General features: G+C 40.9%; 31 protein-coding genes. 26 read left to right on the top strand and 5 right to left on the bottom strand.

Annotated elements, in window-relative coordinates; all coding sequences use genetic code 11:
- Positions 1–40: 40 nt before the first annotated feature.
- The 17 genes from LG307_RS13930 (at position 41) to LG307_RS13850 (ending at position 14,860) form a co-directional block, all read left to right on the top strand.
- On the top strand, positions 41–1,006 hold the full coding sequence (locus tag LG307_RS13930; RefSeq protein ID WP_404442999.1) for an aromatic acid exporter family protein: 966 nt from the start codon (positions 41–43) through the stop codon (positions 1,004–1,006).
- A 63-nt stretch (positions 1,007–1,069) separates the two neighbouring features.
- Positions 1,070–1,570: a L,D-transpeptidase gene (locus LG307_RS13925; protein ID WP_404450462.1), complete on the top strand. Its 501-nt coding sequence runs from the start codon at positions 1,070–1,072 to the stop codon at positions 1,568–1,570.
- A gap of 222 nt (positions 1,571–1,792) precedes the next feature.
- Positions 1,793–3,268, top strand: coding sequence for a 4-hydroxyphenylacetate 3-hydroxylase family protein (locus LG307_RS13920; RefSeq protein WP_404442996.1), 1,476 nt, complete (start codon positions 1,793–1,795; stop codon positions 3,266–3,268).
- Positions 3,269–3,361: 93 nt separating this feature from the next.
- The gene (locus LG307_RS13915; RefSeq protein WP_404442994.1) at positions 3,362–4,111 is read left to right on the top strand and encodes an IclR family transcriptional regulator; all 750 of its coding nucleotides are present in this window, start codon (positions 3,362–3,364) and stop codon (positions 4,109–4,111) included.
- Between the two features lie 33 nt (positions 4,112–4,144).
- Positions 4,145–4,684, top strand: coding sequence for a 3-hydroxyanthranilate 3,4-dioxygenase (locus tag LG307_RS13910; protein WP_404442991.1), 540 nt, complete (start codon positions 4,145–4,147; stop codon positions 4,682–4,684).
- Positions 4,675–5,724, top strand: a complete 1,050-nt coding sequence (locus LG307_RS13905) for an amidohydrolase family protein (RefSeq protein WP_404450461.1) — start codon at positions 4,675–4,677, stop codon at positions 5,722–5,724. Before LG307_RS13910 ends, LG307_RS13905 begins: the two co-directional genes overlap by 10 nt.
- Positions 5,672–6,133, top strand: coding sequence for a RidA family protein (locus tag LG307_RS13900; protein ID WP_404442988.1), 462 nt, complete (start codon positions 5,672–5,674; stop codon positions 6,131–6,133). Before LG307_RS13905 ends, LG307_RS13900 begins: the two co-directional genes overlap by 53 nt.
- A 60-nt stretch (positions 6,134–6,193) precedes the next feature.
- Entirely contained in the window at positions 6,194–7,669 is a 1,476-nt protein-coding gene (locus LG307_RS13895) for an aldehyde dehydrogenase (protein ID WP_404450460.1), read from the top strand.
- A 22-nt stretch (positions 7,670–7,691) separates the two neighbouring features.
- Entirely contained in the window at positions 7,692–8,471 is a 780-nt protein-coding gene (locus tag LG307_RS13890; RefSeq protein ID WP_404442985.1) for a 2-keto-4-pentenoate hydratase, read from the top strand.
- 18 nt (positions 8,472–8,489) lie between these two features.
- Complete coding sequence (locus tag LG307_RS13885; protein ID WP_404442982.1) at positions 8,490–9,389, top strand: acetaldehyde dehydrogenase (acetylating); 900 nt, start codon at positions 8,490–8,492, stop codon at positions 9,387–9,389.
- An 18-nt stretch (positions 9,390–9,407) separates the two neighbouring features.
- Complete coding sequence (gene dmpG, locus LG307_RS13880; protein ID WP_404442980.1) at positions 9,408–10,421, top strand: 4-hydroxy-2-oxovalerate aldolase; 1,014 nt, start codon at positions 9,408–9,410, stop codon at positions 10,419–10,421.
- Between the two features lie 15 nt (positions 10,422–10,436).
- The gene (locus tag LG307_RS13875; RefSeq protein WP_404442978.1) at positions 10,437–11,210 is read left to right on the top strand and encodes a 2-keto-4-pentenoate hydratase; all 774 of its coding nucleotides are present in this window, start codon (positions 10,437–10,439) and stop codon (positions 11,208–11,210) included.
- 12 nt (positions 11,211–11,222) lie between these two features.
- Complete coding sequence (locus LG307_RS13870; protein ID WP_404442976.1) at positions 11,223–11,414, top strand: 2-hydroxymuconate tautomerase; 192 nt, start codon at positions 11,223–11,225, stop codon at positions 11,412–11,414.
- 21 nt (positions 11,415–11,435) lie between these two features.
- Positions 11,436–12,443 carry a TRAP transporter substrate-binding protein gene (locus tag LG307_RS13865; protein ID WP_404442973.1) on the top strand — a complete coding sequence of 336 codons (1,008 nt, stop codon included), beginning with the start codon at positions 11,436–11,438 and terminating at the stop codon, positions 12,441–12,443.
- Between the two features lie 23 nt (positions 12,444–12,466).
- Positions 12,467–12,946, top strand: coding sequence for a TRAP transporter small permease (locus LG307_RS13860; protein ID WP_404442970.1), 480 nt, complete (start codon positions 12,467–12,469; stop codon positions 12,944–12,946).
- Complete coding sequence (locus tag LG307_RS13855; protein WP_404442967.1) at positions 12,943–14,223, top strand: TRAP transporter large permease; 1,281 nt, start codon at positions 12,943–12,945, stop codon at positions 14,221–14,223. The genes LG307_RS13860 and LG307_RS13855 overlap by 4 nt, the downstream gene beginning before the upstream one ends.
- Positions 14,224–14,494: 271 nt before the next feature.
- Entirely contained in the window at positions 14,495–14,860 is a 366-nt protein-coding gene (locus tag LG307_RS13850; RefSeq protein ID WP_404442964.1) for a DUF4181 domain-containing protein, read from the top strand.
- A gap of 48 nt (positions 14,861–14,908) precedes the next feature.
- On the opposite strand, the gene prli42 is transcribed toward LG307_RS13850, so the two are convergent.
- The gene (gene prli42, locus LG307_RS13845; protein ID WP_010194162.1) at positions 14,909–15,004 is read right to left on the bottom strand and encodes a stressosome-associated protein Prli42; all 96 of its coding nucleotides are present in this window, start codon (positions 15,002–15,004) and stop codon (positions 14,909–14,911) included.
- Between the two features lie 160 nt (positions 15,005–15,164).
- Here prli42 and mce point away from each other — a divergent pair, with 160 nt between their 5' ends.
- The 5 genes from mce to LG307_RS13820 all read left to right on the top strand — a co-directional run bounded on the left by mce (position 15,165) and on the right by LG307_RS13820 (position 19,424).
- Positions 15,165–15,584 carry a methylmalonyl-CoA epimerase gene (gene mce / locus LG307_RS13840; protein WP_404442961.1) on the top strand — a complete coding sequence of 140 codons (420 nt, stop codon included), beginning with the start codon at positions 15,165–15,167 and terminating at the stop codon, positions 15,582–15,584.
- The gene (locus LG307_RS13835; protein WP_404450459.1) at positions 15,580–17,127 is read left to right on the top strand and encodes an acyl-CoA carboxylase subunit beta; all 1,548 of its coding nucleotides are present in this window, start codon (positions 15,580–15,582) and stop codon (positions 17,125–17,127) included. The genes mce and LG307_RS13835 overlap by 5 nt, the downstream gene beginning before the upstream one ends.
- Positions 17,128–17,191: 64 nt before the next feature.
- Positions 17,192–17,680: a GNAT family N-acetyltransferase gene (locus LG307_RS13830; RefSeq protein ID WP_404442958.1), complete on the top strand. Its 489-nt coding sequence runs from the start codon at positions 17,192–17,194 to the stop codon at positions 17,678–17,680.
- Between the two features lie 74 nt (positions 17,681–17,754).
- The gene (locus LG307_RS13825) at positions 17,755–18,873 is read left to right on the top strand and encodes a tripeptidase T (protein ID WP_404442955.1); all 1,119 of its coding nucleotides are present in this window, start codon (positions 17,755–17,757) and stop codon (positions 18,871–18,873) included.
- 83 nt (positions 18,874–18,956) lie between these two features.
- Positions 18,957–19,424: a chemotaxis protein CheW gene (locus LG307_RS13820; RefSeq protein WP_404442952.1), complete on the top strand. Its 468-nt coding sequence runs from the start codon at positions 18,957–18,959 to the stop codon at positions 19,422–19,424.
- A gap of 68 nt (positions 19,425–19,492) precedes the next feature.
- On the opposite strand, the gene LG307_RS13815 is transcribed toward LG307_RS13820, so the two are convergent.
- A complete protein-coding gene (locus LG307_RS13815; RefSeq protein WP_404442949.1) occupies positions 19,493–19,915 on the bottom strand; it encodes an organic hydroperoxide resistance protein in 423 nt (140 codons plus the stop codon).
- Positions 19,916–20,086: 171 nt separating this feature from the next.
- Between LG307_RS13815 and LG307_RS13810 the strand changes: the two genes are divergently transcribed.
- The 3 genes from LG307_RS13810 (at position 20,087) to yunB (ending at position 22,883) form a co-directional block, all read left to right on the top strand.
- On the top strand, positions 20,087–20,506 hold the full coding sequence (locus tag LG307_RS13810) for a MarR family winged helix-turn-helix transcriptional regulator (protein ID WP_404442947.1): 420 nt from the start codon (positions 20,087–20,089) through the stop codon (positions 20,504–20,506).
- 29 nt (positions 20,507–20,535) lie between these two features.
- Positions 20,536–21,789, top strand: a complete 1,254-nt coding sequence (locus LG307_RS13805; RefSeq protein WP_404442944.1) for a DNA polymerase IV — start codon at positions 20,536–20,538, stop codon at positions 21,787–21,789.
- Between the two features lie 296 nt (positions 21,790–22,085).
- Complete coding sequence (gene yunB, locus LG307_RS13800) at positions 22,086–22,883, top strand: sporulation protein YunB (protein ID WP_404442941.1); 798 nt, start codon at positions 22,086–22,088, stop codon at positions 22,881–22,883.
- Here the strand turns inward: yunB and LG307_RS13795 are convergent, their stop codons facing one another.
- The 3 genes from LG307_RS13795 to LG307_RS13785 all read right to left on the bottom strand — a co-directional run bounded on the left by LG307_RS13795 (position 22,884) and on the right by LG307_RS13785 (position 24,224).
- On the bottom strand, positions 22,884–23,084 hold the full coding sequence (locus LG307_RS13795) for a hypothetical protein (RefSeq protein ID WP_404442939.1): 201 nt from the start codon (positions 23,082–23,084) through the stop codon (positions 22,884–22,886).
- The gene (locus LG307_RS13790; RefSeq protein ID WP_404442936.1) at positions 23,074–23,280 is read right to left on the bottom strand and encodes a hypothetical protein; all 207 of its coding nucleotides are present in this window, start codon (positions 23,278–23,280) and stop codon (positions 23,074–23,076) included. The genes LG307_RS13795 and LG307_RS13790 overlap by 11 nt, the downstream gene beginning before the upstream one ends.
- 107 nt (positions 23,281–23,387) lie before the next feature.
- Positions 23,388–24,224: an HAD family hydrolase gene (locus LG307_RS13785; protein ID WP_404442934.1), complete on the bottom strand. Its 837-nt coding sequence runs from the start codon at positions 24,222–24,224 to the stop codon at positions 23,388–23,390.
- Between the two features lie 107 nt (positions 24,225–24,331).
- Here LG307_RS13785 and rnz point away from each other — a divergent pair, with 107 nt between their 5' ends.
- The gene (gene rnz / locus LG307_RS13780) at positions 24,332–25,252 is read left to right on the top strand and encodes a ribonuclease Z (RefSeq protein WP_404442931.1); all 921 of its coding nucleotides are present in this window, start codon (positions 24,332–24,334) and stop codon (positions 25,250–25,252) included.
- The last annotated feature ends 65 nt before the right edge of the window (positions 25,253–25,317 follow it).

The following is a 25,317-nucleotide window of genomic DNA, read 5'->3' as shown; positions in this document are numbered from 1 at the left end:
GTGATATGTTGAACAAACGAAAGTCGGGAGAGTTTTATGTATGAGAAAATTTAAAATCGGATACCGAACAGCAAAAACTGCATTGGGTACAGGGATTGCAATCAGTATCGCTCAGTTATTGAACTTGGACTTTTACGCATCCGCTGGGATCATTGCAATCCTCTGTATTCAGAATACAGTAAGAAAGTCTTGGAAAGTGGCAACTGCCCGCTTTATCGCATGTTCCTTAAGCCTTTTATTCGGCTTTGTGTTTTTTGAGCTGTTAGGGTACAATCCGGTATCCATAGCATTGTTGTTGTTATTTTTTATACCGGTTACTGTTATGCTCAGGATAACAGAGGGTATAGCAACCAGTTCGGTTATTCTTCTTCACGTCTATTCAGTAGAGGCCTATTCATTATGGCTGGTAGTCAATGAGTTAAGTATCATCTCCATCGGAATCGGTGTAGCGCTAATTATGAATACATACATGCCGAGCGTAGAAAAAGAACTAAAAAGCTACCAGCTACAGGTGGAAGAAAATTTTCATAAGGTGTTTTCCGAGATAGCCTATTTTCTTCGACACGGAGATCGAGGTTGGGGTGGGCAAGAGATACCGGAAACGAATAAGATATTAAAAGAAGCGAAAAGTTTGGCCTTTCGTGATGTCGAGAACCACTTCAGGCGTGAGGAAAATCATTATTATTTTTATTTTAAAATGAGGGAAAAACAGCTGGATGTTATGGAACGGATGCTTCCTATAGTAGCTACGATAGAACATGATGTGGAACAAGCACATATGGTAGCAGATTTTATTGAGGATCTTGAGCATGCCATTCATGCAGGAAATACGGCTTATCTTTTCTTACAGCGCTTGCGCGATATGCACGAAGCTTTTCAAGAAATGCCGTTGCCACAATCACGTGAAGAGTTTGAAACAAGAGCGGCCCTTCGTCATCTCCTTAAAGAATTTGAACAATACCTCATACTTAAAAGTGATTTTATCGGATTGAAAACGAAGAAGTAAACGAATGGAATGAACATCTTTTAACCACACTATACCTAAAAGGCAGGTGGATGAAAGGTGTTCATTTTTTCATTGATATTTGCATTGGTGACATCACCACTTTGGCCGCTTGGACCAAATCCTCTTCCAGGCGATCCATATATTATCGTTAATAAACAAACAAATCAACTTGCCTACTTTCAAGGAGAAGAATTGAAAGAGGTCCATACCGTAGCCACCGGAAAATCTAAAGAGCTTACTCCTGAGGGGGAGTTCACGATCACCGTAAAAGCAATTAACCCATACTATCGTAAAAAAGACATCGCTGGGGGCGATCCGAAAAATCCGCTAGGAACAAGGTGGATTGGTTTTGACGCAGAAGATACGGACGGGCGTACCTATGGTGTTCACGGGACAAACAATCCTTATTCGATAGGGGGTTATGTGACACAAGGTTGCATTCGTTTGGAAAATAAGAATGTGGAGGCATTATTCGACAGGGTGCCGGTAGGGACGAAAATATGGATAGTGAAGACAGGGAAAACTTTTGAGGAACTTGGTAGGGAGAAGGGTGTATTGAAGTGAGGTAGAAGGTAGGTACATTGCTATAAAAAAGAGTCAGTTCTTTTCCTAACAAAAAGAATTGGCTTTTTTTGTTGGGATTTCACTATTTGAAATTTTCTGATTGTTTCAATAAAACTTTCGGCCTATAGTTTAGAAAGAGAGTTTGTATGGAGGTGAAACTACATATTTTTGGAGACTGAGCTTCATAAAATGAAAGCGATTTCAATAAAAGGGGGAAATAGAATGGGAATCAGGACAGGGGAGCAATACATTAACTCTTTAAGAGCTAGAAAGCCTGAAGTCTGGCTTGGTGGTCGAAAAGTGGAGGATTTATATAACGAAGATGTGTTCAAGCAACCAATTCATGAAATTGCCAAACTATATGACATGCAGTTTGATCCCGAGTATCAAGACAAGATTACGCATGTGTGTGAAGAGACAGGGGAACGAGTGAACAACGCATTTCTTGTACCTAGGTCCCATGAAAATCTTATGGCTCGCAGCAGATTGTTTGAGGCTTATGCACGTGCAACGTTCGGACTGATGGGAAGAACTCCGGATTTCCTGAATGTGGTGGTCACCTCCATGGCAAGCAACTCCTGGTTTTTGGATAAATACAATCCGGATTGGTCTGTGAATATACGAAACTATTACCGTCATATCAGGGATAATGATTTATTTTTAACACATGCCATCATTAATCCGCAAAATGATCGAAGTAAAGCTTCCTATGAACAAAAGGATTTGTTTACCCATTTAGGAACGGTAAAAGAAACAAAGGATGGGCTAGTTGTTAGAGGTGCCAAAATGTTGGCAACACTAGCTCCTATCACAGATGAAGTGATTATCTATTCTTTCCCGGGCTTCCAACCGGGTGATGAGAGGTATGCACTTGCATTTGCCATTCCTATTGATACACCAGGATTACGGATTATTTGCCGGGAACCAATGCAGGATGGAAAGCGCTCAGTTTTCGATCATCCATTGGCCTCTAGGTACGAAGAAATGGATGCTATTCTTGCATTTGACGATGTAACGGTTCCGTGGGACAGGGTGTTTATGTATAACAATGTGGAAGCGGCCAATTCCTTGTACCCAATGACAGGAATTGCTCAGCAGCCTGCACATCAGTCAGGAGTCAGAGGATATGTGAAACTGGCCTTTGCAACGGAAGTAGCGTGTAAAGTTGCAGATTCGATCGGAGTAGACGGATTTTTGAATGTGCAAAATGATCTTGGAGAACTAGTTCAGGCCGTAGAAACCATTCGAGCATTATTACGGGTATCCGAATATGAGTATGAGGTCACAAAGGACGGCGAATATCGTCCAGCGCCTGCACCACTTGAAACAATCAGAGGCTTGTTACCAAAGATGTATCCACGGGCAATCGAAGTGATGCAGATTATCGGAGCGGGTGGTTTGCTGATGTCTCCTACAGGTGCCGACTTTGAAAATATGGAATTGCGCCCTGATTTGGACAAGTATTTTGGTGGCCGAGAAGGAGTTTCTGCAGAAGAACGTGTTCGCATATTTAAGCTGGCATGGGACCTTTGCGGAGAAGCATTCGGCCAACGCTTATTGCAATATGAACGCTATTATACTGGAGATCCAATTAGAAAGAGAGCAATTTTTTATAACCAATATAAGCGTAAGAGTAAATTTGAAATGGCGGAAAAGGCCCTAAAGGATACAACTAAGCCAGAAAAAAATCTCATCTAAAATAAAGGGAAATGGCGTTCTTTGTGTAAATATTAGAATATTACATATATTCTGATACTTATTGTAGAACTTTGATGGAAAAGGGGCAAAGACATGATATCCTCTGTGCTGAAAGTAGCAAAGATTTTGGACTGTTTTACAGGAAATGAGCCGGTTTTGGGTAATCGGGAAATCGCAGAGAAGTTAGGGATGAATGTTAGTACTGTTCATCATATTGTCAGTACGCTATGCCATGAAGGTATCTTGATACAAGACAGTCGAAAAAAATATCGACTGGGTTGGAAGCTATTGGAGTGGAGTAACCATGTTATGTATCAGCAAGAAATATACAGCGAAGCCATCCCGATTGTAGAGGACCTGGTCCGTCAATACAACGGAACGGTTCATATCGGTATGTTCGATGCTGGGGAAGTTCGGTTTGTCCTGAAGGTTTCTGCCAAAAACTCCGTACCTGTTCCGACTTTTGTAGGTGCCAGAAAGCCTGCCTATTGTACAAGTACAGGAAAGATATTATTGTCTTTCAATCCGTCATTCATCCAGCCTACCATTTCTAAAGGACTGTTACAAAGAGCGCCAAATACCATTACTTGTGTGAAAAAGCTAAAAAAAGAACTGGAAGAAATAAGAGAACAAGGGTATGCGATCAGTAATAATGAAAATGAACTGGGATTATACGGCATTGCTGCTCCCATTCATTCTTATACAGGGCAAACTGTAGCCGCGCTCAACATGGTTGGGCCCATTTCTTATATGCAAGGGGAACAGAAACAGGCCATCATCCAAAGTGTTCTGCGGACCTCCAGGCAAATTTCAAAAGAGTTGGGTTATATTAGCGCAATTTGATAGCGCTTACAAAATAATGAGGAGGAATTAGCTATGGCATTGAAGACGAGATCCATGAACATTATGAGAGTGATCGAGGATAATAAACATTTATTGAAGCCGCCGGTTAACAATAAAGTTCTTTGGGAGGATTCTGAATTTATCGCGATGCTGCTAGGCGGTCCAAATAGAAGAAGGGACTTCCATGTGGATCCATCAGACGAGTTCTTTTATCAGGTAAAGGGTGACTGCTACGTAGAATGCATCAATGAAAATGGAGAGCGCGAAGTGGTTACGGTAAAAGAAGGGGAAATGTTTATGCTGCCTGCAAACGTACCGCATTCCCCGCACCGAGTGGCGGACACGTACGGAATTGTTTTAGAACGGAAACGGGACAAAGGGGAGCTTGAGGACTTTGTTTGGTTCTGTGATAACTGTAATGAGGAAATGCACCGGGTGACGGTTCAATTAACCAATATCGAAACGCAGGTAAAGGGAGCGATAGAGGAGTTCAATGGAAGCGAAGAACTGCGTACATGTGACCATTGCGGTCATGTAATGCCAGAGGAAGTAGATGTGTGGAAATGCGAATAGATTTTCACACTCACATCATTCCAAAGGAGTTTCCGGATTTTGCAGAAAAATATGGCGGAGACCGATGGCCAACACTAGATCAGACTTGTACGTGTGGGGCAAACATTATGGTGGCGGGAAAGGTATTTCGCGAAGTGACCGATCAAGTTTGGTGTCCGCATAAGCGTATACAGGATATGGACAGAGAGGGTGTGGATATTCAAGTACTCTCTCCGATACCTGTGACATTTTCCTACTGGGCTGATAAAGAGGCGGCACTTGAAATGGCACAGATTCAAAATGATTTTATTGCAGATACCGTAAAAGAATATCCTAAAAGATTCATAGGCTTAGGTACCGTACCGCTTCAAAATACGGTGGTTGCCATTCAGGAAATGGACCGATGCATGCATGACCTGAAGCTTGCCGGAATAGAAATCGGAACAAATGTAAACGGGGAGAATCTCGATTCCCCGCATTTAACAGAGTTCTTTAAGATGGCAGAAGAGTGGAATGTACCGCTATTTATTCATCCATGGGAAACGATGGCGAAAGACCGTACTCCAAGACATAATTTCATGTATACCATCGGGATGCCGAGTGAAACAGCTCTTGCTGCCGCAAGCTTGATTTGGAGCGGGGTAATGGAAAAGTTCCCGAAACTTAGAATCTGTTTTGCCCATGGTGGCGGTTCTTTCCCATATATATTACCACGCTTGGACAAGGGTTGGGAGGTATGGCCGCACCTCAGGCTTACGACACATCCTCCTAGTCATTATGCAAAGAAGTTTTATTTCGACTCTTTGAACTATGATTCCCTTTCCATGAAGTATCTGATTGAACGATTTGGTATCGATAAAGTGATTATGGGGTCTGATTATCCCTTCCTGTTACGAGAAATTGCACCGGGAAAAGTGATCGATGCAATGGAGGAATTGTCTGAATCAGACAAAAATCTGTTATTAGGGAAGAATGCATTGGAATTTTTGAATATAAAGGAGACCGCCTATGGAACAAAAGCTGATGACTCCAGAGGAAAAGCTGAAACAATTAAATCTTGAGTTAAGAGATGTCCGTCCGGCAGTCGGTACCTATGTTAGTCATGTCAGAGTGGGCAATTTAATTTTCACAGCTGGCCAAGGAGTGGATCAATACCATGGTAAGTTGGGCAGGGATTTAACCATGGAGGAAGGGTATCTTGCTTCCCGCCAGTCCATGCTAAATCTATTAAGTGTGTTAAAGCATGAGCTAGGTGAATTAAGCAGGGTGAAAAAAGTCGTGAAAATGTTGGGCTTTGTCAATAGTACAGAGGATTTCACTGATCAACCTAAAGTGATGAACGGGGCATCAGACTTATTGGTTGAGGTATTCGGTGATAGAGGAAAACACGCCCGTTCTGCAGTAGGAATGGCACAGCTGCCGAATAATACAGCTATCGAAATAGAACTGATTGTGGAAATTGCAGAGTAACGACTCCTTCTCTCTCTAGGATGAGAGGGAGTCTTCATTATGGAAAGGAAGGGTTGTCTCATGCAAGTAAAAGAGTTTATTCCCGGCAAAATAAAACCAATCGACTGCCGCCACTTTATTGACGGCGATTATATCGATTCTATGAACCTGAAAACCTTCGATAATATCAATCCTGCAACAGAAGAAGTGATGGGAAAAGTGGCAGAAGGCGGGAAAGAAGAAGTTGATCGTGCCGTATCTGCTGCAAGAAAAGCGTTAAAAGGTCCGTGGAAAAAGTATACAACCAAGGAGCGATCAGATTTATTACGAAGAATTGGAGATGGAATTTTACAGAGAAAAGAAGAACTGGCTGTCCTGGAATCCATGGATACAGGTAAGCCTTATGAATTGGCTCTTGAAATGGACATCACCAGATCTGCCTACAATTTTTATTTTTTCGCGGACTTTTTAACATCGATGGGAGGGGAATCCTACCAACAAGATAATGTTGCGCTTCATTATACCATTAGAAGACCGGTTGGAGTCGTCGGGATGATTAATCCTTGGAATCTACCATTACTCTTATTGACTTGGAAATTGGCCCCGTGTCTTGCGGCAGGAAATACCACAGTCATGAAACCTGCGGAATGGTCCCCGATGACAGCAACTGTTCTGGCGGAAATTTGCAAAAATGCAGGGGTGCCAGATGGAGTTATAAATCTCGTACATGGTTTTGGTGCTGATTCAGCTGGGTCTGCATTAACGGAGCATCCGGGTGTAGATGCGATAACTTTTACAGGGGAAACCAAAACAGGATCAGCCATTATGAAAGCGGCAGCTCCCACACTTAAAAAGTTATCCTATGAGCTCGGAGGGAAGAATCCCAATATTATCTTTGCCGATTCTGATTTGGATGAGGTCATTGATACCACGCTAAAATCAAGTTTCATGAACCAAGGGGAAGTATGTCTTTGTGGTTCAAGAATTTATGTAGAGAGTTCTATTTATGATTCGTTTTTAGAAAAATTCACTGCCAGAACGAAAGAATTACAAACAGGGGATCCTTTTAATCCAGCTACAAAAGTTGGTGCGGTTATTAGTAGAGAACACTATGAACGAGTGCTTTCATACATTGAATTAGCTAAAGAAGAAGGTGGGGCCATCTTGACAGGTGGAGGTCGACCGGACTCTGTTGATAAAGGGTACTTTATTGAACCGACGATTGTCGTTGGTCTTGACCGACAGGCAAGATGTGTCAAAGAGGAAATCTTCGGGCCAGTCGTCACCGTCATTCCGTTTGAAACAGAAGAAGAAGTATTGGAACAGGCAAATGATACTCATTATGGGCTGGGTGCGACAATCTGGACGAATGATCTCCGCCGTGCGCATCGTGTTGCAAGAGAGATTGAAGCGGGAATCATCTGGATCAACACGTGGTACTTAAGAGATTTAAGAACGCCATTCGGCGGCATGAAACAAAGCGGCATCGGCAGGGAAGGCGGCATGCACAGCTTTGACTTTTACAGTGAATTGTCCAATGTTACGGTAAAACTTTAGTGCTTGAAAGGAGTTCTGGAAATTGACCATTCAAACTAAAAATCTATCTGACTTGTTATGGAATGCTGAAAAATCTAGAAAAGGCGTCTCGGCTTTAACCGACATGAATCCAGATTTGACAGTGGAAGAAGCTTACAACATTCAATTGGATACCATTCAGGCGAAGCTGGAAATCGGAGAAACGATCAGTGGGAAAAAAATCGGACTTACCTCTCTGGCTATGCAACAACTTCTCGGCGTAAACGAACCCGACTATGGTCACCTTCTTCAATCAATGGAAGTGAAAAATGGTGAGGTTATTTCACGCCAGCAGCTTCTCGAACCAAAAGTGGAGGGTGAAATCGCATTTTTTCTAAAAAAGGAGTTAGCTGGGCCAAATGTGACCGTTGCGGATGTATTGGATGCTACTGAATATGTTGTGGCTGCATTAGAAATCGTCGACAGCCGGATAGCTGGATGGAAAATTAAACTTTGTGACACGGTAGCGGATAACGCTTCTTCGGGTCTTTATGTTCTAGGGGATAAAAAGCTCCCGCCACATCAACTGGACCTTAAGGAAGAGAAGATGTCGTTTTATAAGAATGAACAACTAATCAATGAAGGAATGGGAAAAGCAGCTCTAGGTGACCCAGCCTATTGTGTAGCTTGGCTTGCTAATAAACTATCTGAGTTTGGAATTACATTGAAAGCCAATGAAGTAATCCTCTCAGGTGCTATATCGGCGGCAGTGAACGCAGAAGAGGGCGATGAGTTTGTGGCCAAGTTTCAAACACTCGGAGAAGTGAAAGTGAACTTTAAATAAAGATAGGAGGAGTGAGAGTTGGAAAAAGTGAAAGTAGCGATAATAGGTTCAGGAAACATAGGTACCGATCTAATGCTCAAACTTCACCGTTCCAAGTCCCTTGAACTGACTGCCATGATAGGTATAGATCCTAATTCAGACGGTCTCAGACGGGCAAAAGCATACGGTCATAATATTATCATGGACGGAGTGGATGGTTTTTTAGAAAAGCCGGATCTTGCAGACATCCTTTTTGATGCAACTTCAGCCAAAGCCCATTACAAACATGCGGAGGCTTTGAAAAAAACAGGCAAACATCTTATTGATCTAACTCCAGCAGCTATCGGCCCATTTGTCGTACCAACCGTAAACCTAATGGAACATATAAATGAACCTGTTGTGAACATGGTTACTTGTGGGGGACAGGCAACCATCCCTATCATTCATGCTGTCAGTACAGTGTGTGAAGTGGAGTATGCGGAAATTATTGCGACTATTGCAAGTAAAAGTGCTGGCCCTGGGACCCGCATGAATATTGATGAATTTACTACCACTACAGCACGTGGGATTGAAAAAATAGGTGGAGCTAAAAATGGAAAAGCGATCATCATTCTTAATCCTGCAGAACCACCGATTTTAATGAGAGATACGGTTTATTGCCAAGTGAAAAACCTGAAAGGAAATGAAGAACAAATTAGTGCCGCGATAGCTAGACGTGTAGAAGAAATCCAAGAATATGTACCAGGATATCGACTTCGCACGGAACCAATATTCGATGGTGATAAGGTCAGTATTTTCATTGAAGTAAATGGAGCGGGGGATTATCTCCCAGAGTACTCTGGCAATTTGGATATCATGACTGCAGCTGCAGTTAAAGTTGGAGAAGAAAAAGCTACTAGATTGGTAGGGAAAAGATCTAGACCCGTAAGAGCTACATAAGAGAGGGAGGGCAAAAGGTTGATACGTGATGTATGGATTACAGAGGTTGCACTAAGGGATGGTAGTCATGCCATCAGTCACCAATTTACCGTGGATCAAGTGAAAAATGTCGCCAAAGCACTAGATGATGCGGATGTTCCTGTTATTGAAGTGTCACATGGCGATGGACTTGGAGGATCTTCCCTTCAGTATGGGTTGTCCCGTACAAATGAAATGGACCTCATTAGCGCTGCGGCGGATGTTGTTACGAAAGCAAAAATAGCTGTTTTGTTGCTTCCGGGCATAGGTACCGTTCAGCATTTGAAGGAGGCGGCAAACCGTGGTGCAAAAATAGCCCGGATTGCTACCCATGTCACAGAAGCGGATGTGTCAAAGCAGCATATTTCTTTTGCAAAGGAGCTTGGTTTAGAAGCCGTTGGTTTTCTCATGATGTCCCATATGGCACCAACGGAAAAGTTGCTCGAACAGGCAAGCTTGATGGAAAGTTATGGAGCAGACGTCGTTTATGTGGTTGATTCTGCAGGAGCTCTTTTACCGCATCAAGTAAAAGAAAGAGTTCGTTGTTTGCGCAACAGCTTAGACATACCAATCGGGTTCCATGCCCACAACAATCTCTCATTAGCAGTCGCCAATTCTTTAGTAGCAATAGAACAAGGGGCAACCAGAATTGATGGAAGTATCCGTTGTCTAGGGGCAGGAGCTGGTAATACACAGACTGAAGTGTTGGTATCCGTGCTTGACAGGCTAAACATTCAAACTGGTATTGATGTATATAAAATGATGGATGTGGCGGAAGAGATTGTCGCACCTATTTTGCAGAAGCCCCAAGAAATTACAAGGGAAGGCCTGCTTCTTGGGTATGCAGGGGTGTACTCTAGTTTCTTGGTTCATGCAAACAAAGCGGCAAAACAGTTTCAGGTTGATGCAAAAGATATATTAATAGAATTAGGGAAACGGAAAGTTGTAGGTGGGCAGGAAGATATGATCGTCGACATTGCTGCCGAGATGGCTAAAAAGACCGTAAAACTCTAATAGGAGGGAATATGTTTGGACTTACTTCAAATTGCAAAACATGTAGCTGATCACCAAAAGAAGGGACAAGAGATGGACAAAATCACTCTATCTCATCCTAATATGAATGTCGATCATGCTTATGAAATTCAAAAGCTGAGCATGGACCAGGCAATAAATAATGGAGACAGATTAATTGGTTGGAAGATGGGATTGACCAGTAAGGCAAAACAATTGTCGGTGGGAGTTGAAGAGGCCATTTATGGTAGATTAACCTCTTCCATGGAATTGATGGAACCTACCTTACATATTGGCAATCTCATTCATCCTCGGGTGGAGCCTGAGTTTGCATTTATTCTTAACAAAGAACTTAAGGGTGAGCAAATTACCGTTCGTGATGTCTGGATGGCAACAGAATGCATCTTCCCTGCAATAGAGGTCATTGACAGCAGGTATCGAAATTTTTCCTTTACTTTAGAGGATGTTGTGGCAGACAATGCATCATCATCCAAGTTCATTTTAGGGAATCAAGCATTTTCCCCATATTTCACCTCTTGGGATAAGGTTGGAGTGACATTGTCAAGAAATGGAGAGACGGTCCAGTCAGGAGTAGGAGCGGCGGTTTTAGATCATCCTGTGAAGTCCATTGTGGAATTAGTGAAAATGCTGGACCGCGAAGGGCTTTCCGTCCAACCGGGAATGGTGGTTCTTGCTGGTGGGATAACGGAAGCTGTAAATGTATACCAAGGCGATGTAATAGAGGTTCACTACGATCATTTAGGGACACTGAAGTTGAACGTGGAATTATAAAGGAGATTCGATATGCCGATTACTCATATTCATTTGCTGGAAGGCAGAAGTGTCGAGCAAAAACAAGAACTGATACAAAATGTCACCAAAGCCATCACCCATACGCTTGGAACTGCTCCTGAACAAGTGAGGGTGTTGCTCATGGAGATACCCAAGGAAAATTGGGGAACAGGCGGTGTTACTAAGGCACAAAATGATGAATAAAGGAAAAAAAGGGGGAGAACGATGAAAAAGGTGAAGCAAAATATAGTAATGATGATGGTCGTGTCACTGGTATTGTTGCTCGCAGCATGTGGAGGAGACGAAACAAGCGGAGATGAATCAGGTAAAACATATTCCTTTAAATTAGCACATATTACCCCAACCAACCATATGTGGCATCAAGCTGCAGAGAAATTTGCAGAAGAACTGGAAAGCAAATCTGATGGAAGAATGAAAGTGGAAGTCTATCCAGCAAGTCAGCTTGGAACAGAAGCAGATATGGTTCAACAAATTGAAGCAGGATCTGTTGACTTCGGACTAATCACGGCAGCTTATATGAGTTCTCGCTCTCCTTCTTTTGCCGCATGGTTCATGCCATATGCATTTGAAGACATCAATGCTGCACATGAAGCAAGAACATCTGATGTTTCTAAGAAGATTTTGGCTACTTTAGATGAGCAAGGCCTTATCGGATTGGATTATCTGTTTGCCGGTCAACGTGTCATGCTTTTTAAAGATAAGGAAGTGACTTCACCAGAAGATATGGCCGGTTTGAAATTGCGTGTTACACCAAGCCCGCCAATGCAAGATTTTTATCGTTCCGCAGGTGCTTCGCCTGAAGGATTGCCTCTTCCTGAAGTTTATGCAGCCGTTCAAACTGGCGTAATTGATGGGATGGACATGGATTTGGATGCTGCCATCACTAATAAATATTATGAAGTCGTAAAATATGGAGCTGTTACCAACCATATGGTATGGCCATCCGTTGCCATAGTAAACAAATCCACATTTGAGGGTATGTCTGAAGCGGACCAAAAATTAGTCCGTGATGCACTGACAGTAGCCACCGATTTTGCAGTGAACACTCGCTCTGGTCAAGAGGAAGAATTCAGACAAACATTAAGCGACAATGGAATGAAAATTTATGATATCCCTGCAGATGCATTTGCCGACCAGATTGCAGAGTTTGATGCAAAATACAAAGATTCAGACCCTTTAATTAAAGAATTTATTGATACGTATAGAAAATAAGATTTAAGGGGGAAGTCACAAGAATGATGAGAATCAGTGACGGAATAGCCAAAGTCGAGAAATTTCTCGGTGCATTCTTAATGTTGTGCATGGCGGTTATCATAACATTATCAGTAGCCTTCCGATACTTCCTGAACTCCCCCTTGTCATGGGCCGGGGAAGTATCTATCTTTCTATTAATCTGGATCAGCTTTATTGGAGGTAGCTTGGGATTGAAATATAAGTCCCAGGCTTCTGTTACGATTTTTTTGGAGTATGTGTCAACATCAATTAGGAGGTCATTAATCCTGATCAGTCATATTTGCATGCTGATTTTTCTTTTAATCATTTTATACTATACCTACACATGGATACTATCACCCAATGTAGCTTTGCAAAAATCCAGCGGTATTCTGTTGCCAATGTGGATTCCTTATAGTGCAGTCCCAATTGGACTCACATGTGCAGCGTTTCATATTTTGACTAACTTTCTAGTTGTTTTCCGGGAGGGGGAAGTAGAATGACGGTTTTAGTAATTGTCATGTTTTTTGTATTTTTAATAATCGGTATTCCTATCTCTCTCGTATTAGGTATGACAACAGTATTGTACTTCTTGCTTGTAGGAAGCCCGGTGTTGCTAGAATCGACACCTATGCGTTTGTATTCCGGGTTAGAGAATTTCGGACTTTTGGCAATTCCACTCTTCATGCTCGCAGGAGAATTGATGAATAGCGGTGGAATCACAACAAGGCTGGTGAAGTTTTCTAAAACATTAATTGGTCACGTGAGAGGCGGGCTAGCATATGTAACGATTATATCCAATATGTTTATTGCGTCCATATTAGGTTCCGCAAATGCGCAGGCTGCTATGATGAGTAAAGTCATGGTCCCGGAAATGGAAAGAGAAGGGTACACAAGAGAGTTTTCCTCCGCGCTCACCCTGGCCTCCTCCATTGTCGCCCCCATCATTCCTCCAAGTATGATATTCATCATTTATGGGACTCTCTCAGGCACCTCCATAGGTGGATTGTTTATGGCAGGAATTATTCCCGGAATTATATATGGCTTAGGTTTTATTGGTTTAATTGCTTTTATGGGTTATAAGTACAATTTTCCCAAAAGTGAACGTTCGTCCTTCAAAGAGATTCTACATCACGGGTTGTATGTCATACCTGCATTAAGTGTTCCATTTATCATTATCTTCGGTATTTTAAGTGGTGCATTTACCCCTACAGAATCGGCTGCCGTTGCATGTTTTATCGCGCTGATAGTTGGTATGTTTCTCTACAAAGAGTTAAAACTGAAGAATATTCCAAAGCTATTAATGAACACCGTAATTAGTACTGCCACTGTGACGTTTCTTATTGCGATGGCAAACATATTTGGTTGGATGATTGCGTTTGAACAAATCCCGCAACTTGTTGCGGACAGCATGTTAAGCATTTCAGAAAACCCGCTAGTATTCTTATTAATGGTTAATTTGATGCTTTTATTGCTTGGTGCCGTACTAGATGGCATTGCTGCACTTATTATTTTGATTCCAGTATTGATGCCCCTTGTGGTTGCTTTTGGTATTGATCCTATTCACTTCGGTGTTATCATTTGTATTAATTTGACCATTGGACTTTTAACACCTCCTGTTGGAACTGGATTATTTGTTGTCTCCTCCATTGCGGATGTGAAAATCGAAAAGCTAATAAAGGCTACCACCCCATTTCTAATAATGGGAATTTTCATCTTGATGATCATCACATATTGGGCGGACGCTGTATTATTTATTCCAAGAATGCTGGGTTTTTAGTAGTTAGCCGGACCGCATTGGTTCGGTTTTTATGTTGGAAATAATAAAATGAAACCTCCTATGGTTCTTAACGTATTACTAAGGGGGAGATTTTCACTATGTGTGATTAGAACGGAGTATGAAGCCCTCTGTGAAAGGGAAATCCAGGAAGTGAAGTCCTCATAGAGATATGAAGACCTCTGTGAAAGGGAAATCGAGGAACAGAAGTCCTTGTTATGTTGATACAAATTGGGGAATTCCGCAAAGTCTTTTAGGAAAGGGGTGTGTTGGCATGACTTTTGTGTGGTTGATGTTGACAATAGCTGTAGCGCTTGTATTCGTGGATGTAGCAGTGAGAAAGTTACTGGGTATAAAACGTGCGAAGCTTACAGATCCAAAAGGGAAGAAAATAGATATGCTCGGAAGAATTATTTGTGTCATTTTAGCATTTATTATGTATCCTGCTTTTATTGAAACAGAAGTACTAGAAATGAATTATCTTTTTATCATATTATTTACAGTTCTATTTTGTTTTCAGGCAATCATCCAATATACTTACATTAAGGAATCTAAAGAATTTATCATTACACTAATTATGAATGTTGTCTTTGTGGTTTTCCTGTTCAATATTGACTCCCTTTTAAAACTTTACAGTTAATCAAAAAACGAGCCATGTATCTCTGGCTCGTTTTTGTCTGTTAATCTATTAAAAAAACATGGACGCTCCAGCTAATAGTGTGGTAATTAGCATAACGCCGATCATTAAATATACGACAACCTTTTGGAATTTGCGGTTCATCATTTGAGTTCATTCACTCCCCATTCATTCTACTATCTCTATTTTACATGGATTTCAATTCTTTCTCAAGTTAGGATTCTACACTAAAAAGGAAGGAATTTTGCACAAAAAGTCGAATTGTTATAGAGTCATAGTTAGGGGACATACAACAAGGGGGATTAGCATGATCAAAAGTGTAAATCATATCGGAATTGCTGTCAGTTCCATTGAGACAGCGCTTCCATTTTATACAGAGACTTTGGGGTTGACCTTTGAAGCCGTGGAACATGTAGCGGAGCAAAGGGTGAGAGTGGCATTCATCAATGCCGGAAATTGCAAGCTGGAGTTATTGGAACCGACCTCTCCGGATAGTCCGGTTGCCAAGTTTATTGAAAAGCGTGGGGAAGGAATCCACCATGTAGCCTTAAGTGTAGAATCAATAGAAGATAGAATACAAGAAATGATGGAAAAGGGAATTCCGATGATCGACAAGCAATCCCGCGTTGGGGCAGGCGGAGCGAATATCGCTTTCATGCACCCGAAAGCAAGCAATGGCGTATTGGTAGAATTCTGCGAAAAGGCGGCGAAACACCATGACAATTGATATCTATGAAAAAATAAACGAGCTTTATGATAAACGTCGCGAAGTAGAACTTGGCGGTGGAGACGATCGCATTGACAAGCAGCATGAAAAAGGGAAATTGACTGCAAGAGAGCGAATCGAACTTTTGGTGGATGAAGGGACATTCGTGGAGCTAAATCCTTTTATTGAACACCGTTGCAATGACTTTGGTCTGCAGGGGAAAAAAGGTCCTGGAGATGGTGTCGTTACAGGGTATGGGAAAGTGAACGGAAAACCAATCTACCTATTCTCACAAGACTTTACTGTATTTGGTGGAGCTCTAGGAGAAATGCATGCAAAGAAAATCGCCAATGTCATGGATATGGCAGCAAAAAATGGTGCACCAATTGTCGGCTTGAATGATTCAGGGGGAGCGCGAATCCAGGAAGGTGTTCTTTCTTTAGATGGATACGGGCATATCTTTTACAGAAACTCCATCTATTCAGGTGTGATTCCGCAGATCTCAGTCATTATGGGACCATGTGCAGGCGGGGCTGTCTATTCCCCAGCCATTACCGATTTTGTATTCATGGTAGAAAAAACTAGTCAAATGTTTATCACGGGACCAAAGGTAATTGAAACGGTAACAGGAGAGAAAATCAGTTCAGAAGGCCTCGGTGGAGCAAAAGTACATAACGCGATAAGCGGGAATGCCCACTTCTCCAGTTCATCGGAGGAAGAGGTACTGGCACAAGTGCGAAACTTGCTAAGTTACCTGCCACAAAACAATGAAGAAAAGCCGGAAAGAATTTCTTGCGAACAAGGTGATGATTATCGTCCGGATTTAGCGGATGCGATCCCGTTTGACGCTATCAGACCTTATGATGTTCGAATCGTTATCAACCAGGTGGTGGATGAAGGGTCCTTCATGGAAGTTCATAAAGATTTTGCCAAAAATATCGTAGTTGGATTGGCAAGGCTGAAGGGAGAAGTAGTTGGGCTAATTTGTAATCAGCCAAAAGTGATGGCAGGCGGCCTTGACATCGATTCATCTGATAAAGCATCGAGATTCATTCGTTTCTGCGATTCTTTCAACATTCCATTGATTACGTTTGAGGATGTCACTGGATTCTTTCCGGGTGTGAAACAGGAGCACGGCGGAATCATCCGTCATGGAGCGAAAATCCTTTACGCTTATTCCGAAGCGACTGTACCAAAACTGACTGTAATTTTGCGTAAAGCCTATGGAGGCGCATATGTAGCTCTAAACAGTAAATCCATTGGTGCGGATCTTGTTTTTGCATGGCCGAATGCGGAAATTGCAGTTATGGGACCTCAAGGAGCTGCAAACATCATCTTTGCCCGTGAAATCAATGAGAGCGATAATCCCGAAGAGACACGCGCACAGAAGATTGAAGAGTATCGTGAAAAGTTTGCCAACCCATATGTGGCCGCAAGTCAAGGAATGGTAGACGATGTGATTGATCCAAGAGAGACAAGGATTAAATTGATACAATCACTAGAAATGCTCCGCAATAAAAAAGAAACAAGACCATATAAAAAACACGGGAATATCCCGCTATAATTCATGAGGAGAGATAGTAGGTCGAAAAAGCCTGCTATCTTTTTTAACTAAAAAGGGGAAGAACATGGTTAATCTGAAAAAAGTGAACCAGGATGAGGAAGCGGTTCTTCATAATATTATTCAGTTTTATATTTACGAATTCACAAGATTTAATAAACAAATTAAATTAGAAACAGATGGAAAGTATAAACCATTTGATTTGAACAAGTATTGGAATAACAATGAGTATCATGCATTCTTTATTAATTATGGAGAAGAACTTGCCGGGTTTGCCTTGGTTGAAGTGGAACACGGAGACTCACCAAATGTTATAGAAGAGTTCTTTGTCCTGAGAAAGTTTCATGGAAAAGGGGTGGGAACAATAGCTTCTCAGCAGCTGTTTTCTATGTTTCCCGGTAAATGGAAAATTTTTCAGATTGAAAATAACTATCCGGCTCAGGCTTTTTGGAGAAAAACAATCAAGGAATATACAAGTAATACCTTTACGGAGCGTTACGATGAATATAGAAGGTCTATACAAGAATTTGATACCGCTACTTTGCCGAATAATTAGCCTGAGCAAGGAAAAAATCGCATGAATAGGTTATAATAGGATGGGATTTAAAAAGTAGTAGGAGGAACATACATATGATTAACAGAGACAGACTTGTCGAAGAATTTTTAGAGCTTGTACAGGTAGATTCAGAAACAAAATTCGAAGCAGAAATTTGCAAAGTATTAAAAGACAAATTCTCTGCTCTTGGTGTCCACGTAGTAGAAGATGATACCATGAATGAGACGGGACATGGTGCAGGAAACCTTATCTGTACACTTGAAGGCACAAAAGATGGTGTGGATACCATCTATTTCACGTCACATATGGACACAGTGGTTCCTGGTAAGGGAATCAAACCATCCATTAAAGACGGTTACATTGTGACTGACGGTACGACTATCCTTGGAGCTGATGATAAAGCAGGTCTTGCTGCGATGCTTGAAGCGGTAAAAGTACTAAAAGAAAATAACATTGAACACGGTAAAGTCGAGTTTGTTATCACAGTTGGTGAAGAATCTGGTCTTGTAGGAGCAAAAGCTCTTGATCCAGCTTTAGTAACTGCGAAATTCGGTTTTGCCCTTGATAGCGATGGGACAGTTGGAAACATCATTGTTGCAGCACCAACTCAAGCAAAAGTAAAAGCAACAATTTACGGTAAGACGGCGCATGCAGGAGTTGCACCGGAGAAAGGGATTTCTGCGATTACAATTGCAGCAAAATCTATCGCAAAAATGCCATTAGGTCGAATTGATGAAGAAACAACTGCAAACATCGGGCGTTTCGAAGGCGGCGGACCGACAAATATCGTATGCGATCGCGTAGATATTCTAGCAGAAGCACGTTCCTTGGTTCCAGAAAAAATGGAAGCTCAAGTAGCAAAAATGAAGGAAGCCTTTGAAACAGTTGCAGCAGACATGGGTGGCCGTGCAGAAGTTACGATAGACGTTATGTACCCAGGCTTCAAATTTGCTGATGGCGATCACGTGGTGGAAGTGGCAAAACGTGCGGTTTCTGAAATTGGAAGAACGCCTGAGTTACAACGCAGCGGCGGAGGCAGTGATGCCAATGTTATCGCAGGATTTGGCGTTCCAACGGTCAACCTTGCAGTCGGATACGAAGAAATTCACACGACAAATGAAAGAATGCCGATTGAAGAATTGATTAAAACAACAGAGCTGGTTGTAAGTATCATGAAGGAAGTTGCAAAATAAAATGGGAAAGCTTGGTGAAAATGCCAAGCTTTTTTTTATGCCTTGTTTTATAATAGAGAAAAAGGGCGAATAGGAGAAAAGTCATGGAATCCCAAAAACTAGTGATTTTTGAAGCGAAGGAAGAAGAGTATGCCATAGCAGTTGAACACGTGGTTTCCATTGAAAAGCTCGGAACCGTAACGGCTTTACCTGAAATGGAGGCTTACCTAAAAGGTCTTATGAAAGTAAGGGGGCAACTAATTCCGGTTCTTGATATGAAGCATATATTATTCTCTGACCCGATAGAAGTGACCGATAAAACACGGTTAATTGTAGTGCAAACCTTAGAACTATCTGTAGGATTATTAGTGGAAGATGCAAAGGAAATACTAGATGTAAAAAAAGAGGCAATCAAAGATTTAAATGTTTTGGCATTTCAATCCTCTCCATATATAAGCGGGATGGTAAATCTTGATAGTCGATTGATTGCAATTATTGATCCAACTGGATTAGTGGGTAGCCTTGAAAAAGTCCATCATATTAAAGATGCGGTAGAAGCTTCTACTGTATAGGAAAAATACATATTAAGTTTTTTAAAAACATAAGCCCACCCGCTTTTTTAGCTGGTGGGCTTGTTGTATTAATGTGCTTTTGTTACTAATTCTACTTCAATATTTCCTCTTGTAGCTTTAGAGTATGGACACACTCCATGAGCTTGTTTAACAAGATTCTCTGCTTCCTCTTGAGTAACTCCATTTATGCTTACATTTAAAACGACAGCCAGTTTAAAACCACCATCAATATCTTTCCCTATAGAAACCTCTGCAACAACTTCTGATTCAATTTTTTGGCGCGCCTGACGTGCTACAAGGTTTAGTGCACTGTCAAAACAAGCGGAATACCCGGCAGCAAATAGTTGTTCAGGATTAGTTGCGCCTTCTTTTTCTGTTCCACCTAATGATTTGGGCATTGCAAGTGCAAGATCTAAAGTCCCATCTTCACTTTGAATTTTTCCTGCTCTACCACCTGAGGCTGTTACTTTCGCTGTATATAATGCATCCATGTAAAATCCACTCCTTTAAATTGTGTAAAATTATATTGCGTAAAACTTAATTCCTTACTATCTTATCGTGCATCAATTATTTAGTCAACTAATAAGTTGTGTAAAAGGAATTTGTATATAAGGAAAGTGAGTTGTACAATAGTATTATTGAGATTTAAAGGAGATATATGTATGAAAAGTAACTTAAAACTAGATAATCAACTTTGTTTTAAAATTTACTCTGCAGAAAAGAAAATGATGAAAGCATATAGGCCTTATTTAGATGAGTTGGGAATAACTTATTCTCAATATCTAGTACTATTGGTACTGTGGGAAAGGGATGCCATTTCTGTGAAGGAGTTAGGTGAAAAACTAATTCTGGATTCAGGTACTTTAACTCCAATGTTAAAGCGTATGGAAACCAATCAATTAATTACAAGAAGCCGCTCCAAAAAAGATGAACGAAGTGTTGTGATAACTCTTACCCCTAAAGGCAAAGACTTAAACAAAGAGGTAGAGTGTATCCCAAACAAGTTTTTAGAGAAAATTTCATTAGATACGGATGAACTAAAAGTATTAAGTGAACTTCTGACAAAGTTGGTTGCAAAATAAATTAGGCATAAAAGTTTAGGGTGGGTTTTATGAATGAAAAAATTACAAAAGGACACCGAATAATCTTTCATGTAGATATGAATAGCTTTTACGCATCAGTTGAAATGGCCTATGACCCTTTGCTTAAAGGAAAGCCTGTAGCAATTGCGGGAAATGTAGAAGAAAGAAAAGGAATCATCGTTACTTGTAGTTATGAGGCAAGGTCCTTTGGCGTGAAAACAACGATGCCTTTATGGGAAGCAAGACAGAAATGTCCCCAGCTTATTGTGCGAAAGCCTAACTTTGACAGGTACAGGAAAAGTTCCCAAGCCATGTTTGAACTGCTAAGGGAGTATACAGAGCAGGTTGAACCGGTTTCCATTGATGAAGGTTATATGGATGTTACAGATTATTCAGGACCTTTAACACCCATACAAATTGCCAAAGAGATCCAGTTAAGGTTACAAAAAGAACTTTTGTTGCCTTGTAGCATAGGGATTGCCCCGAATAAATTTTTGGCGAAAATGGCGTCGGATATGAAAAAGCCTATGGGAATTACTATCCTAAGAAAGAGAGAAATCGAGAAAATTCTTTGGCCTATGAATGTGGGGGAAATGCATGGTGTCGGGGCGAAGACTGCCGAAAAATTGAAGACAATCAATATCACTACAATAGGAGAATTGGCTAAAGGCAATGATTATCAACTAAAACATCTACTAGGTATAAATGGAGAGAGGTTGAAAAAGCGAGCAAATGGGGTTGATACTCGCCCGGTTGATCCCGATAGTGTCTCTGAATTTAAAAGTATTGGAAACTCTACTACTTTACCAAAGGATTCAGACGATGAACGTTTGTTAGAAAAGACCATCGAAAAGCTGTCATCTTCCGTGAGTGCAAGAATGAAAAGAAAGTCAGTGCTCAGCCATAATATTCAATTGATGATAAGATACGGTATTCATCATACGGTGACAAGAAGCCGGAAGCTTTCCAATCCAATAGAAGGTGAAAATGAAATTAAAAAAGCTGCAATGTTTTTACTTAGAAAACATTGGGACGGAGAACCTGTACGCTTATTGGGAGTAACTGCTCAAGAACTTGTGGAAAAGGATGATTCCGTCAAACAGCTTGATTTATTTACATTTCAAGAGGATGCCAAGAAAGAGCCGTTGCATAAAACCCTTCAAGATCTAGAAGATAAATTTGGGAAGGGTATTATTAAAAGGGGTATTAAGAATAAGAATACTGCTGATGCGGGCTCAAAGGCTAAAATAACAACTAGTTTTCAGAAGGATTTTTTAGAATAAGAAATTTCTTATCTGTAGGCCATATTGGTTTACAGTTTTTTTATGTAAAATAAATGTGGCGTTGTAACACCGCTGCTGATTTCCGCAAATTGCTTCGCTTTCCGCGGGGCGACCTTGAGCCTCCTCACAACGCTTGCGGGTCTCAACAATGTCGCTCCCCCCCCCCCCGCAGGAGTCTACACCGTTTGCTCCAATCAGCAACTAGAAAACTTATAATATCATAGTCCTATTACTAAAAAAATGATTAATAATCTGTCCACCAGTCTTATATATATAAGGGGAGGAGGATTGCAACTATGAAGAGAATGCGTCGGACTTCCCTTTTAAAAAGTGGGCCACTGCCACTAAAGTACGTTTTTTTAATTTCTTTTATTTTATTTAACATTTTGACGGTTTTTAGTTTAATTATCATTAATAAGAATTTGGAACCAAGTTTAAGAAGTATTGCGGAGACTAAGGCTCGACAGATTGCAACGCAGGCTATAAATGATGCGGTTTCAAAGAAGGTTGCTGACAGTTTAGATCCAAGAGAATTGATTATTGTGCACAATGAAGGTACAGATAATATGGGTTATAGTACAAATTATAAAGTGGTAAACAGGGTGATTTCTGAAACAACTTTAAGGGTCCAAAGGTATCTCGACTTTCTGGAAGAAGGAAATCTGGAAGGAATGGAATCATATAAAAATGATTTGAACATAGATTACGAAGCATCAAAAAAACAGAATGGTATCGTGTATAAGGTTCCGTTAGGGATGGCGACCAAAACGACCCTTTTTTCCAATCTAGGTCCAAAAATACCCGTTAGGTTTGAGATACTGGGAGATGTTATCTCGAACGTAGAGACAAAGGTGCTGGAAACCGGGATAAACAATACGATCATTGAAGTATACGTAAATGTCAGTGTGAAAATGAATATTATCATTCCGTTGGTGGAACAGCCAATGGAGATCAATAACTCCGTTAAAATAGGTGATTTGGTTATTCCGGGTAAAGTGCCAATGTACTATCAGCAAAGCGGAAGTGGTGGCGGAGGAGTAGCACCAGTTATTATCCCAGAGATTCCAGTAGAAGAAAAAAAGAATAATAACTGATTAGCCTGTCCTGTGATGTTCGGTCGCAGGGCTTTTTTTATTTTTGTATGCTGATTTCTTTAGGTAGGCAACCACATCTTCCTTACAAACATCTACTACGGAGCTGATAATATCTAAATCATTCGTTACATTATAATTGATCAATCTTTTGGCAATTTTGAGGGAAGTTTCCTTGGAAACGGAAGAAGCATCAGGATTCATGATGAGTCTCTTCGTAGTTATTGATAACATTCTTCATACCAGGGATTGCAATTAAACAGAGCGAAGTCATCAGGCTGAGCATGAACATTGGGGCATGGCTTGTCTTATCTGTCATCATGACATAAAAAAGAAGGGCAAAACCGGAAACAGCCAATAGTTTCAAAATGACGTAGAAAGATTGTTGGATTAATTTCATTAGAATCACCTCATAAGTTATTAGAACGTTTGTTCTATCTTTATTATAATCGAACAAGTGTTCTAAAAGCAAGCGTTTTATGCAAAAAAAAATAACACCGTGAAGTGTTATTTCAAGAAGGCTTTATCTAAAAGCATGGAAAGTTCTGTTAACCCGGAAACTGTATAGGTTGCTTCGCTTTCTTTAAATAGGTCAAAAGGATCGATACAAATAGTTTTACAACCCAATAATGCAGCTGGAAGAATTTCATTTATATAGTTATCACCCACGCTGAGCATTTGACTGTAAGGAACATGGTGTTGTTGAGATATGTATGAAAGACGATCTGCTGTATGTACCGGTTTATTGGCTTCATAAATTTTATCATGGAAGTAAGAAGTGAACCCAAGTTTCTTCAATATGACATCGCTGTCTGTCTGCGGGCTATTGGTCATAAGAATTAATGTATATTTTTGATGGAGTTTTTCTAATACATTAGCAAACTCTGCTAGTGGTTCTAATAGGAAGTCTTCTGTCATCATATGTTTTCTTGTTTGCAGGAAGGCAGCATATGCTTCTTCGCTGCTTAATCCGTAGTGCTTGGCAATCGAAACTGGTACCCACCATAGGTCTCCGATGCTGAGCATGTCAAACAGGTCAAATTGAAGAGTGTCAGGATAATAGGAAGTAAGTTTTACTTGTGATACTTCCACTCCATCCCAAGTCCAGCCTTTTGTTACCTTGCCATCAATATGTGCTAGAATTAGATTCCTCTTAGCATCATACACCCTACCCATCTTAAGCGTATGCGTCCCTGCCTCAATAGCTTTGTAGTCTTCTTCAAACTTGGTCTGTTTTTCCGCAGGCAACTTGTTTTTGAGAAGATCGGCGTAATACTGAAAGTGGTGGGTGTCCTCATAAAGCGTACCGTCAAGATCAAATACGATTGTAGAAATGTTGTCCATAGCATCCATACTCCTTTATCCGTGATATTATCATTGTACTATATTCATTGTTTGTATTATGGAAAATTTCTTTTTTGAGTATAATGGAACAAGAGGAGCGGATGAATATGAAACTAACTTTTTTAGGTACAGGATCCGGTGTTCCTGCAAAGCACCGAAATGTATCCTCGCTGGCATTACATATAGATGATAAAGATGGTTCGGTGTGGCTGTTTGATTGTGGAGAAGCGACACAGCACCAAATTTTACATACATCATTAAAACCAAGAAAGATTTCCAAAATATTTATCACCCACTTGCACGGAGACCATATCTTTGGCTTGCCTGGTCTATTAAGCAGCCGTTCTTTTCAAGGTGGGGAAACACCTTTGACGGTTTACGGACCTGTGGGGATAAAAGAGTTTATCGAAACCTCTTTGCGAGTTAGTATGACACATGTGAAGTATCCGCTAATCATTGAAGAGTTTGAAGAAGAAGGGTTACTCCTAGAAGATGAGGATTTCACCATAATAGGGAAGAAACTTGTCCATGGAATTCCCTCCTTTGGCTTTCGAATTGTTCAAAAAGACTTGCCAGGTGCTTTATTGATGGACAAAGTCAAGCAAAGAAATATTCCTTCAGGTCCACACCTCCAAGACCTAAAAGAGGGGAAAAGCGTTACCCTTTCTGACGGCAGAATAGTAGAAGGAAAAGATTATATCGGTCCTCCCAAAAAAGGGAAGGTAATCACGGTCCTCGGAGATACTAGGTATACGCCTGTTTCTGTTGAGTTGGCAGAAGCTGCGGATGTCCTGATCCACGAAGCCACTTTTGCAGCAAAGGACGAATTGCTGGCAAAAGAGTATTTTCATTCTACTACAGTCCAGGCGGCAAAGGTTGCCAAGGAGGCAGAGGCGAAACAATTGCTCTTAACGCATATAAGTGCGAGGTACCAGCAAGAGGACATACTATCATTAATGGAAGAGGCAAAAGAGATATTTTCAAACACGGCCGTAGTAAATGATTTGGATGTCATTACGATTAAATAAAAGGCATAATTGATAGAGAAGAACGATTACTTTTGAGGTAATCGTTCTTTTTGTTGCATTTACAT

It is taken from the genome of Sutcliffiella horikoshii (assembly GCF_044809035.1).
GTDB classification, from domain to species: Bacteria; Bacillota; Bacilli; order Bacillales; family Bacillaceae_I; genus Sutcliffiella_A; species Sutcliffiella_A horikoshii_G.
Note: the sequence above shows the minus strand (reverse complement) of the source record. Positions and strands in the feature narration are given on the sequence as shown.